This window comes from Paraclostridium benzoelyticum, assembly GCF_001006285.1.
In the GTDB taxonomy this organism is placed as follows: domain Bacteria; phylum Bacillota; class Clostridia; order Peptostreptococcales; family Peptostreptococcaceae; genus Paraclostridium; species Paraclostridium benzoelyticum.
In genome coordinates, this window is the sequence record NZ_LBBT01000141.1 from 22676 (window position 1) to 33707 (window position 11032).

Genomic DNA, 11032 nt, shown 5'->3' on the forward strand with positions numbered 1-11032 from the left:
GAATTTACAACCTAAATTTTATTTCGATATTAACAATATATTACTTTTTTTAATATTTGTTAACCTTTATATTTATTTTTAATTCTTATTTTCTGTATCTTTTAAGTATGTTTCTAATCCATCTGCTACACTTTGCATCATTTTTCTTTGATATTCAGGGTTAGACATCATTAAGTCTTCATTATAATTGCTCATAAATCCCATTTCTATCAGTACTACAGGAACTTTAGACCAATTAAATCCAGTTAAATCATTTCTTTCAAATATTCCATTTACCTGTATGTTTTCTTTCACTAATGCATTTTTTATATATAATGCACACTTATTACTATCTTCAAAAATTTTAGATGTGTATTGTCCATCTTTTTGAGGAATCAAAATAGATGCACCAGTTTTTCCAGAATTATCTAAACTATCTGCGTGAACTCTTATAACCATATCTGCATTTTTATTATTAGCTAATATAGCTCTTTCTGCATTACTTATATTTACATCATGGCGCTCTCTTGTCATTACAACATTATAACCTTTATTCTCTAAAATATGCTTTAAAACTATTGATGCCTCTAGATTTAGCTTATATTCAGGTTTTTTAGTTGCTATTCCAGTTGCTCCGGATGAAACTCTAGCTTTTTTAGAACTTGATCCAGGTGCCACTGGCTCTAAATTAGGATCTCCTTTTTCTTGATGCCCTGGGTCTATACATATTGTGTATTCACTATTCTTTTTAACTCTTTTATTTTCATCTTCTTTTTTATTTTCTTTTTCAGTTATATTGTTTTTACTTATAAAATTAGTAGATTTATATAAATTTTTTGCAGGGTTTGATGTTCCTATAAATATGACACCTATAGCTATTATAGAAACTATAAAAAGTCTATAATTCTTCATGTCTATCTCCTCTCTATTAAAGTATATATATAATTTAAACAATAGGCTTTGTTTTTATGTAAATTAATGATAATTACAATTAATTTATTTTATAGTTGTTTGTATTTAAATAGTCTCATATATATTTTATATATACGTATTTTGGAGGTTAATATGTCTAAAGTAAATAGAGGCAACAATGATAAGCCAAGACTTTGTCGGTTTGGGTATGTAGATTATATAGTTTTAGCATCTAGTTTAGCTATAGCTGTTGCAGAAGAAGTTGATGCAACTGATTTAAATATACTTGCCAGTTTTTTTGCTACTTTTTCAGATGAACTTGCGCTAATAGCTGCAGTTAAAGAAGGCTGTACTCCAGATTCAGATTCTAATTCTTCTGAAGAAATTACCTTTGTTCCTCCCGTTCCAGCCACAGGTGGGTCTCGATCAAAATCTAAAGTAAAAAAAAGAAAAAAAGTAAAAAAATATAAAAAAATTTAAATCACCTAAAATACTTAATTTTAGGTGATTATTTTTATATTTTGAAAACAATGGTTTTATTGTGTCTGTTTTCTACGGATTAAAATTTTTATCCTGCACAATCTAATATTAAAGAAGCACCATTAATCATCAAAGACTCTATCAGAAAGAAGGTGTTTTAATGAATCTTAAAAAATGTTTTTTAACAACATTTTTAATATATTTTCTGTCAATAGGATTTATTTATTCAGAACCTACAACAAAAAATGATTCTAATTATTTAATACCTATTGGTAATATAACGCAAATAGATGCTGAATTGCAATATCTTATGGTTAGAAATAATTTTACTGATTCTTCATTTAAAATAGGAGATTCATTAGTATCAATAAATAATAATGAGATAAAAAATTATTCAGATTTTTCTAGTTTGCTAAATACATTATCAGAAAATGAAAATATCAAGGTTCAAGTATTAAGAAATAATGAAAAAATAGATATTGATACTAATAAAGAAATTTTAGAAAAAATAAATTTCAATAATATAGTATCTGGATTTGCTACTTTAACATATGTAAATCCACAGAATAATAATTTTGGAGCAGTTGCTCATCCCATAAGTGTTGGATTTAATAAAAATTTACCTATTAAAAATGGATATATCTCTTCAACATCTAATTTAACAATAGATAAATCATATAAAGGAACAGTAGGTTGCATCAATGGTGAAAAAAATGAATTTATAGGAGATTTTAAAGATAACTCTAGTTTTGGAATAAAAGGAACCATCCATAAATTAGATTTATCTAAATTTAAACAATATAAAATTGCTCAATTAGGAGAGGTTAAAACCGGAAAAGCTTCAATTCTTTTGCAAACTTCAAATGGAGAACCTAGAGAATATGAAATTAATATATTAAATATAAAGAAACAAAGAAATCCTGAGTCTAAAACTTTTAAAATAGAAATTATAGATAAAGAACTATTACAGTTAACTGGAGGTATAGTTCAAGGTATGAGTGGTACTCCAATAGTCCAAGATGATAAAATCATAGGTGCAGTATCACATGCAATTGAAAATAATCCTGCTACTGGATATGGAGTCTATATAGGTTGGATGTTAGAGGGAGAATAATCTCCCTCTTTTAGTTTGATTTATTTATATTTTTATTAGGAATAACATTAACTATATCTTTTTCTGGAACATTTACATAGCTTTGTGGAACATCACCTACAATTACAGTTTCACATATAGGAATTTGAGTTTTAACTTCTTTAGTAGACGTTGTAAGTGGTACTACTACTTTTACTTGTGTTTTTGCTTTTAAGTAAATTCTATGCCTTGTTTGATTTATTCCTGAAGACTCAAAATCAGTCCCAAAGTCTACATATACATTTCCTATAGGTTCTATAGATACTTTTATTTTAGGCCCATATTTTGCTAAAAGTGGACTTCCTAATGCAGTTCCTATAGGTATGTATGTTGACGTAGTTTTAATTTTTTTCATTTCTGACTGTATTTCTAGTGCAACTTGTGAAGCTATTTCATTCATAGCGATAGAATTTGCTTGCATCATTGTTATCTTTCCGCTTTCTCCAGTCTTTACATTTATTAAATCTTCATACTTAACACTGTTATCTATAACACTTGCAACAGCTTTATTTATAGATTTATTAGCAAGTTCTTCTGCTTTTGTTTCTGCTATAACAGTAATAGTTGGTCTTAATTTATTATCTATGTATATAAATGTTCCTATTAATGTCGATACTAAAAAAATTATTATAAACATTATTATATTCTTTTTAATTTTTTGTTTTCTTCTTTGAACTAATATTTTTTTCATAAAAAGCCCCCCTTACTATATTATGTAAGGAGGGCTTATAATTACTTGTTAATTATTATTTTTGCAAATTTTCTTTTTCCTACTTGTATTATATCTCCAGTTTGTAAAGCTATTTTGTCATTTTCAACTTTTTCACCATTAAGCTTTATTCCACCTTGCTTTAATAATCTTCTAGCTTCACTTGTAGATGGAGAAAGCTTTAATCCTGTAACTAGCTTTGGTATAAAGAATAAACCTTCTTCAGACTCTTCTATAGAAACTTCCATTTCAGCTATATCATCTGGAATATTCTTTTTTTGGAATACAGATTTAAAATATTGCTCTGCTTCTAATGCTTTTTCTTCTCCATGATATAGTTTTACAACTTCTTTAGCTAATTTCATTTTTAAGTCTCTTGGATTTACTTTATCTTGTTCTATATCAGACTTCATAGCTTCTATTGAATCAGGATGTTCATCTGTAACTAACTCAAAATATCTTATTATTAATTCATCTGGAATAGACATAGTTTTTCCATACATATCATTAGGAGCTTCGCTTATACCAATGTAATTACCTAGTGATTTACTCATCTTCTTAACTCCATCAGTACCTTCTATTATAGGCATTAATAAAGCAATTTGAGGTTCTTGATCATACTCTTTTTGAAGAGTTCTTCCCATTAATATGTTAAACTTTTGATCCGTTCCTCCCATTTCTATATCAGCTTTTATTGCTACTGAATCATATCCTTGCATTAATGGATAGAAAAATTCATGTATTGATATAGATTGATTAGATGCGAATCTTTTCTTAAAATCATCTCTTTCTAACATTCTCGCAACAGTATACTTAGATGCTAAGTTAGCAACATCCATGAAATTCATAGTTTGTAACCACTCGCTATTAAACTTTACTATTGTCTTTTCTCTGTCTAATATTTTAAAGATTTGTTCTTGATATGTTCTTGCATTTTCTAAAACTTGGTCATGAGATAGTTGCTTTCTAACTGCTGATTTTCCAGTTGGATCTCCTATCATGCCTGTAGCATCTCCTATTATTATAACTACTTGATGTCCTAAATCTTGGAATGCTTTCATTTTTCTTAAAACAACAGTATGTCCTAAGTGAATATCTGGTGCAGAAGGATCCAATCCTAACTTTATTGTTAATGGCTTATTTTCTTTTGCCGATTTTTCTAACTTTTTAACAATATCTTCTTCTGAAATTATTTCAGCTGCCCCTTTTTTAATTATCTTTAATTGTTCATTTATTTCAATCATATGTACACCTCACACATATTTTTTTTATACTTAGTTAAAAATAATTAATATTGTATCATAGTTAAATGTTAAATTCAAATAATCAACTAACACTAATACTAATTACATAATATTCATTTTTATCTATAAAATACAAAATTATTCACATATATGATATAATATATTCTTATAGTAAGGAGGTTAATTTCATGGGAAATGATAATAATGACAAAAACAAAATACGTAGAAAAAAAGTTAGCTCCTCTAGTACTAAACCTACTGCCTCGTCGAGGAAATCAACTAAAAACAGTAGTCAAAAAACTAAAAGTATTTCTAAATCTTCAAAGAAGGATAAGTTTAAAATATTTAGAACTGTAGGTGTTACACTTTTAGTTATGTTGGTATTAGGAGTTGCAGTTTCAACTGCACTAGTATTTGTAGCCTTAAAAGACGTAGAGCCTGTGACAAAAGCTGCTCTTGATAAAAAAGTTAACACAGTTACAGAACTTTTATATAGTGATGGATCTTTAATGGGAAATCCTCCAACAGATAATAAAAAGGTTCCTATATCTATAAAAGATATGCCAGCTCATCTTCAAAATGCGCTTGTATCAATAGAAGATGAAAGATTTTATGATCATAATGGTGTAGATTTTAAAGGGCTTGCTAAAGCCACCCTTATAAATATATTTACATCTTCTTCTCCTGGAGGAAGTACTCTAGACATGCAAGTTTCTAAAAATTTACTTACTTCTAGTGAAGTATCTGTTGTTCGTAAAATTAAAGATATTTATTATGCTTTAGAAATGGATAAGACTCTTACTAAGAGTGAAGTTTTAGAACTTTATTTAAATAGTGCATACTTTGGAAGAGGTGCTATAGGTGTTGAAGCTGCTGCAAATGCATATTTTAATAAACATGCTAAAGATCTTTCAGTTGCTGAATCAGCTATGATTGTTGGTATAACTCAAAACCCTAATAAATATGCAGCTTATAACACTGCAAAATTAACAGGTAATGAAACTAAAGATGAATTAAAAGGAAGATTAAAATTTTATGTAAAGAGTGATGGTTTTGATGAACCCACTAAAGTAGAGTTAGATATGATTGATAAACTTTATGATTGGGGTCTTATACCTGATGATGACACTTTTAAAGAGTTAAGAAACAGAAATATGGTTTGTAGAAAAGCTGAGCTAAACCCTAATGCTAAACAAAGACAAGAAACAGTTTTAATGAAAATGTTAGAACTTGGTTATTTAACTCAAGAAGAACATGATAAAGCTGTCGCTGAAAAAATAAATATACAGCTGCCTGGTCAATCTAAAAAACCTGCTTCTACAGTTGAGGACCTTATAGAAAGCAATGTTATAAATAGTCTTATAACTCAAGGATATACTGAAGCTGAAGCTAATACACTGTATTTTAGTGGAGGTTTAAAAATACGTACTACTATAGATAAAAATATGCAAAGTGATTTAGAAACTGAGTTTAATAATAGAAATAACTTCCCAGGAACTGAAACTTACAAAGATGGAATTCCTCAACCTCAGGCTGCTATGGTAGTTTTAGATTATCGAACTGGTAAAATAAAAGCCTTGATTGGTGGTAGAGAAATTAAAGCTAGAAAAGTTTTAAATAGAGCTACTTCACCACACCAACCTGGTTCTACTATAAAACCTTTATCAGTTTACACTCCAGCTATTGATAACGGAATGAATCAAGCAGATACATTTAGTGATGTACGTGGAGGATATAAATTCAAAAAAAATAATGACTGGAATCCAAATACTACAACATCTGGTTCTGGAGATATGACAATGCGTAAAGCTTTAGCTAAGTCATCAAATACAATAGCTATAAAAGTAGCTGAACAACTTGCTTCAACTTACGATGAAAGTGTTGACGTTATGCTTGATTACCTAAAAAACTTTGGATTATCTGATTTAAAAGATGGACCTGGTGGCAGAGATAGAACATTCCCTGCTCTTACTTTAGGTGGTATGACAAAAGGAGCTTCTCCTCTTGATATGGCTGCGGCTTATGGAACTTTGGCTAACGGTGGAACTTATGTTGAACCTATAACATTTACAACTGTTGAGTCTTCAGATGGGCAAGTGTTAATACAAAACACTCCAGAAGAGCATAAGGTTGTAGACCCTGAAGTTGCTTATGTTCTTACAGATATGCTTAAATCTGTAGTTAAAGAAGGTACTGGTAAATCAGCTAGCTTTGGTGATATGCCTGTAGCTGGTAAAACAGGTACTACAAATGAAAATAAAGACGCTTGGTTTGTTGGTTACACACCTTATTATGTAGGTGCTACTTATATAGGTGATGATCATAGAATTGATCCAACTACAAAAGAAACTATACCTCGTAGAGGTGTTGTTCACGGAAGTGGAACTTCTGCTAAATTATGGTCTAAAGTAATGAATAAAGCGCATGATGGACTTGACCCAATTGATTTTAAAAAAGCAAGTAATATAGAGTTTTATAATATAAACTTATTGAATGGTAGTATAGTTCCTAAAGGAGCTTATAATTCTGGTATGGCGGCTTTCATAAAAGGTCAAATACCTACTACTCATTCTTCTTATACTCCACCGGCAACTACATTGCCTCCTGTAGAAGAAGAAAATAAACCGGAAACGGAAACTCCTTCTCCAGAAACTCCAACTCCAGAAACTCCTGATCCTGGAGATAATGGAGATAACGGCAACAATAATGGTGGTAATGATAATAGTAATCCAGGTACTGGCACTGACCCAGGAACTGGAGGTGGAAATACAGGTGGTGGTACTGGAACTAATCCAGGTACCGGAGGTGGAACAACAGGTGGTGGTACTGACGTAACTCCTACTCCACCTCAAGGTAATAATCAAACTTCCCCTACTCAAACCACTCAAAAACCTAATACAGCAGCAAAACCAGCTGCATAAAAAAAGAACTATATGAGTTAAGTCTCATATAGTTCTTTTTATTTTATGGCTTAGCCTTTGGGGTAAATATAACGGCCATTATATATCCAAAAAATATAGCTGCTGTTATACCTCCTGCAGTTGCAGTTATACCACCTGTAAAAATCCCCATAAATCCATCTTGTTCTATTGCTTTAACAACTCCATTATATAAAGAATATCCAAACCCTATTATAGGAACAGTTGCTCCAGAACCTCCAAACTCTACAATAGGCTGATATACACCTAAAAAGCTTAATATTACTCCACTTGTTACATAAGTAACCATTACATATGGTGTTTGTAATTTAAAGTAGTCCATTAATATCTGAGCAATTAAGCATATAACCCCGCCTACTAAAAATACTTTTAGATACTCTATAAGCACTTCTTACACCTCCTATTCATTTTCTATAACTACAGCATGAGCTACACTAGGTATACTCTCTTTTTGCAATGTACTTGTAGGTGATAATAATGCCCCTGTTGAAACTAACATAATCTTATTAAATTTTTTAGATTTTAACATTTTATAAATATATCCATTGAAAACAGATGCTGAACATCCACATCCGCTTCCACCACAATGAACGTCTTGATCATCTATATTAAAAATTTCTACTCCACAATCAGTATAAACTTTAGATATATCTAATCCTTTTTCTTTTAATAAGTCTATAGTTATTTGCATACCTAATTTACCTAGGTCACCTGTTGCAATCATGTCAAAACTATTTGGGTCATCTTTTGTATCCACAAAGTAAGAGTATATCGTGTCTATAGCAGCTGGAGCCATAGCTGCACCCATGTTATTTGCATCACTTATCCCTTTATCAATTACCTTTCCTATTGTTATATACTTAACCTTTGGGCCTTGTCCTTCACTAGATATCAAAGAGCAACCAGATCCTGTAACTGTCCATTGAGCTGTCATAGGTTTTTGACTTCCTAATTCTAACGGAAATCTAAATTGTCTTTCTGCTGTACAGTAATGACTTGATGTCGCTGCAACCACTAAGTCAGCAAATCCTCCATCAACCAACATCGACCCTAATGATAAAGACAGTGCCATTGTAGAACATGCTCCATAAACTCCTAAAAATGGAATGTTTACTTCTCTAGCTGCAAATGATGTTGATAAAAGCTGATTTAGTAAATCTCCAGCAATCATATAATCTATATCATCTACAGACTTATTAGCATTTTTTATTGCATTTTCTATAACCGTTTGAACCATCTTGCTTTCTGCAAATTCCCAACTTTTTTCTCCAAATAAATCATCATCTAGCTTCATATCAAAATATTCTTTAAGAGGCCCATTCGCTTCTTTAGGTCCCACTATTGATGATGTAGATATTATAGTTGGTCCATTCTCTAATTTAATAGTCCTTTTTCCTATCCTATTTCTAGCCACCTATATATCTCCTTTCTATATGATGAATTTTATTATGTAGTATATTAATCCACATAACACAGATGAACCTATTCCATACACTAAAACAGGCCCTGCAATCTTAAATAGATTTGCTCCAACACCCATTACATATCCTTCTCTTTTGTACTCCATTGCAGGTGATACTATAGAGTTTGCAAATCCAGTTATTGGAATAATAGATCCAGCACCTGCTCTTTTGCCAATTAAATCATAAACTCCTAATCCTGTTAAAAATGCACCTATAAAAATTAAAGTCATAGATGTTGCTCCAGCTGCTTTCAATTTATCTAGTCCAAAACTCATATAAACATCATTTATAGCCTGTCCAATTACACAGATTATTCCACCTACAATAAATGCTAATATATAATTTTTTACATAAGTAGGTTTTGGACTTATTTTATCAACATATTCTTTGTAATTCTTATCCATATTCTGACCTCCTATTTAATCAATCTATATATAGTTATTATTTAACAAACTAAAAAAAATAAACCCCTAAATTAGGGGTTTATTTTTTTATCCTATATAAGTTTTTAACTTTGACAGTACTTTTTTCTCTATTCTAGAAACTTGTACTTGAGATATATTTAAAAGTTCTCCTATTTCACTCTGTGTTTTATCTTCAAAATATCTAAGCATTATAATTTGTCTTTCTCTTTTATCCAATTTTCCTAATACCTCTTTTAATAAAAGATTATCTATAACTTTATCTTCTTCATCTTCACCTTTTAGGCTAATTTTATCAATTAAACATATAGGTGCTCCTTCTTCTTCGTGTATTACTCCATGTAAGTATTCTACAGAGAAGTTTGATTCTAACGCCATAACCAATTCTTCTTTATCTACTCCTACAACTTTAGATAACTCATCTATAGTTGGCTCTCTTCCTAACTTTTTAGTTAGAACTTCAGTTTGTGTTTTAGCTTTTATTGCAACTTGTTTTAAAGATCTTGAGACTTTTATCATCCCATCATCTCTTAAATATCTTTTTATTTCTCCTAAAATCATAGGTACTGCATATGTCGAGAATTTAACATTAAATTTTGGATCAAACTTATAAATAGACTTTATAAGTCCTATTGATCCTAATTGAAATAAGTCATCTCTTTCATATCCTATATTTAAAAATTTAGATACAACACTTCTAACTAACCCTAAATTACTCTCTATTAGTATTTCTTTTGCTTCTTCATCCCCATTTTGTACCAGTTGTATTAATCTTAAAGTCTCCTCATGGCTAAGCAATCCCTTTCTTTCTTCTTTATTGGCAGTTATCCCCATAACAAAACCTCTATTCTATATTAGATGAATCTATTTTCTTTTTCATAATAACTTTAGTTCCCTCGCCCTTTTTAGAAGAAACAGTTACTTTATCCATGAAACTTTCCATAACAGTAAATCCCATACCAGATCTTTCTAATTCAGGTTTCGATGTATATAATGGCTGCATAGCCATATCTAAATCTTCTATCCCATTTCCAGTGTCTTCTACTGTGATAGTTATTTCTCTATCTTCTATCTCACACCTTATATTAACAAATTTTGTTTCATCTTCATCATATCCATGTATTATTGAATTAGTTACAGCTTCAGATACTGCAGTTTTTATGTCTGCAATTTCATCTAATGTAGGATCTAACTTAGCTGCAAATGATGCAACTATTACCCTTGCAAAACTTTCATTTTCTGATCTTGCTGAAAACTTTACTTCCACAATATTATTCATTTGCAACACCTCCTAAAAAAGAACTTACAGCATCTTCATAAGTGTCATGAATTTGTATTATCTTATTCATCCCAGATAAATCAAAAACCTTTTTTACTCTTGAATTTAAATTAATTACAGCTACCTTTCCACCCTCACTAGATATTTTTTTGTATCTACCAATAACTACTCCAATACCTGAAGAATCCATAAAATTCATATTTTTAAAATCAAAAACTATATTCTTGATTTGCTTATCTTGTATAACATAATCAATCTCTTCTCTTACTTCATTTGCAATATGATGGTCCAATTCTTTACTTAAAAACTCAACTTTTAAGTTTTTGTTGTCTAAAGAAAAATTTATCATTAGCTTCCCCCTCCTATCAAATTTAAAAATGATACTTTTTATTCAATTCTATAAATCAGATTATTATCCTTCAACGAAATTTAAATAGTTTTGTTTTATTGTATCAAAAAACTATTTATTAAAA

Annotated in this window: 12 protein-coding genes; 3 read left to right on the forward strand and 9 right to left on the reverse strand. The window is 30.1% G+C overall.

The features are described from left to right. Positions 1 to 78: 78 nt before the first annotated feature. Entirely contained in the window at positions 79 to 891 is an 813-nt protein-coding gene (locus tag VN21_RS06445) for an N-acetylmuramoyl-L-alanine amidase (protein WP_052951996.1), read from the reverse strand. A gap of 153 nt (positions 892 to 1044) precedes the next feature. Between VN21_RS06445 and VN21_RS06450 the strand changes: the two genes are divergently transcribed. Together VN21_RS06450 and VN21_RS06455 are read left to right on the forward strand one after the other, a co-directional pair. Then, positions 1045 to 1371, forward strand: coding sequence for a hypothetical protein (locus VN21_RS06450; protein WP_046822546.1), 327 nt, complete (start codon positions 1045 to 1047; stop codon positions 1369 to 1371). Between the two features lie 160 nt (positions 1372 to 1531). Further along, positions 1532 to 2485: a SpoIVB peptidase S55 domain-containing protein gene (locus tag VN21_RS06455; RefSeq protein ID WP_046822547.1), complete on the forward strand. Its 954-nt coding sequence runs from the start codon at positions 1532 to 1534 to the stop codon at positions 2483 to 2485. A gap of 10 nt (positions 2486 to 2495) precedes the next feature. Here the strand turns inward: VN21_RS06455 and yunB are convergent, their stop codons facing one another. Both yunB and tyrS read right to left on the reverse strand, forming a co-directional pair. After that, a complete protein-coding gene (gene yunB, locus VN21_RS06460; protein WP_046822548.1) occupies positions 2496 to 3194 on the reverse strand; it encodes a sporulation protein YunB in 699 nt (232 codons plus the stop codon). A gap of 41 nt (positions 3195 to 3235) precedes the next feature. After that, complete coding sequence (gene tyrS / locus VN21_RS06465) at positions 3236 to 4456, reverse strand: tyrosine--tRNA ligase (RefSeq protein WP_046822549.1); 1221 nt, start codon at positions 4454 to 4456, stop codon at positions 3236 to 3238. Positions 4457 to 4644: 188 nt separating this feature from the next. On the opposite strand from tyrS, the gene VN21_RS06470 reads away from it, so the two are divergent. Beyond that, complete coding sequence (locus VN21_RS06470) at positions 4645 to 7377, forward strand: transglycosylase domain-containing protein (RefSeq protein WP_064503604.1); 2733 nt, start codon at positions 4645 to 4647, stop codon at positions 7375 to 7377. A gap of 43 nt (positions 7378 to 7420) precedes the next feature. Here the strand turns inward: VN21_RS06470 and spoVAE are convergent, their stop codons facing one another. The 6 genes from spoVAE to spoIIAA all read right to left on the reverse strand — a co-directional run bounded on the left by spoVAE (position 7421) and on the right by spoIIAA (position 10908). Then, complete coding sequence (gene spoVAE / locus VN21_RS06475; RefSeq protein WP_046822557.1) at positions 7421 to 7777, reverse strand: stage V sporulation protein AE; 357 nt, start codon at positions 7775 to 7777, stop codon at positions 7421 to 7423. Between the two features lie 18 nt (positions 7778 to 7795). Then, a complete protein-coding gene (spoVAD, locus tag VN21_RS06480; RefSeq protein WP_046822550.1) occupies positions 7796 to 8809 on the reverse strand; it encodes a stage V sporulation protein AD in 1014 nt (337 codons plus the stop codon). Positions 8810 to 8824: 15 nt separating this feature from the next. Further along, positions 8825 to 9262 (reverse strand): stage V sporulation protein AC, encoded by a 438-nt coding sequence (gene spoVAC / locus VN21_RS06485; protein ID WP_046822551.1) that lies wholly within the window; start codon positions 9260 to 9262, stop codon positions 8825 to 8827. 87 nt (positions 9263 to 9349) lie between these two features. Then, positions 9350 to 10114: an RNA polymerase sporulation sigma factor SigF gene (gene sigF, locus VN21_RS06490; protein ID WP_046822552.1), complete on the reverse strand. Its 765-nt coding sequence runs from the start codon at positions 10112 to 10114 to the stop codon at positions 9350 to 9352. A gap of 10 nt (positions 10115 to 10124) precedes the next feature. Next, positions 10125 to 10559, reverse strand: coding sequence for an anti-sigma F factor (gene spoIIAB, locus VN21_RS06495; protein WP_021428483.1), 435 nt, complete (start codon positions 10557 to 10559; stop codon positions 10125 to 10127). Next, entirely contained in the window at positions 10552 to 10908 is a 357-nt protein-coding gene (gene spoIIAA, locus VN21_RS06500; RefSeq protein WP_025162289.1) for an anti-sigma F factor antagonist, read from the reverse strand. Before spoIIAA ends, spoIIAB begins: the two co-directional genes overlap by 8 nt. Positions 10909 to 11032 lie beyond the last annotated feature (124 nt).

Excerpts from the sequence above, each read along its gene's own strand:
- spoVAC (WP_046822551.1), bottom strand. The coding sequence starts at position 9,262 with ATGGATAAGAATTACAAAGAATATGTTGATAAAATAAGTCCAAAACCT.
- VN21_RS06450 (WP_046822546.1), top strand. The coding sequence starts at position 1,045 with ATGTCTAAAGTAAATAGAGGCAACAATGATAAGCCAAGACTTTGTCGG.
- VN21_RS06455 (WP_046822547.1), top strand. The coding sequence starts at position 1,532 with ATGAATCTTAAAAAATGTTTTTTAACAACATTTTTAATATATTTTCTG.
- VN21_RS06445 (WP_052951996.1), bottom strand. The coding sequence starts at position 891 with ATGAAGAATTATAGACTTTTTATAGTTTCTATAATAGCTATAGGTGTC.
- spoIIAA (WP_025162289.1), bottom strand. The coding sequence starts at position 10,908 with ATGATAAATTTTTCTTTAGACAACAAAAACTTAAAAGTTGAGTTTTTA.
- spoIIAB (WP_021428483.1), bottom strand. The coding sequence starts at position 10,559 with ATGAATAATATTGTGGAAGTAAAGTTTTCAGCAAGATCAGAAAATGAA.
- yunB (WP_046822548.1), bottom strand. The coding sequence starts at position 3,194 with ATGAAAAAAATATTAGTTCAAAGAAGAAAACAAAAAATTAAAAAGAAT.
- VN21_RS06470 (WP_064503604.1), top strand. The coding sequence starts at position 4,645 with ATGGGAAATGATAATAATGACAAAAACAAAATACGTAGAAAAAAAGTT.
- sigF (WP_046822552.1), bottom strand. The coding sequence starts at position 10,114 with ATGGGGATAACTGCCAATAAAGAAGAAAGAAAGGGATTGCTTAGCCAT.
- tyrS (WP_046822549.1), bottom strand. The coding sequence starts at position 4,456 with ATGATTGAAATAAATGAACAATTAAAGATAATTAAAAAAGGGGCAGCT.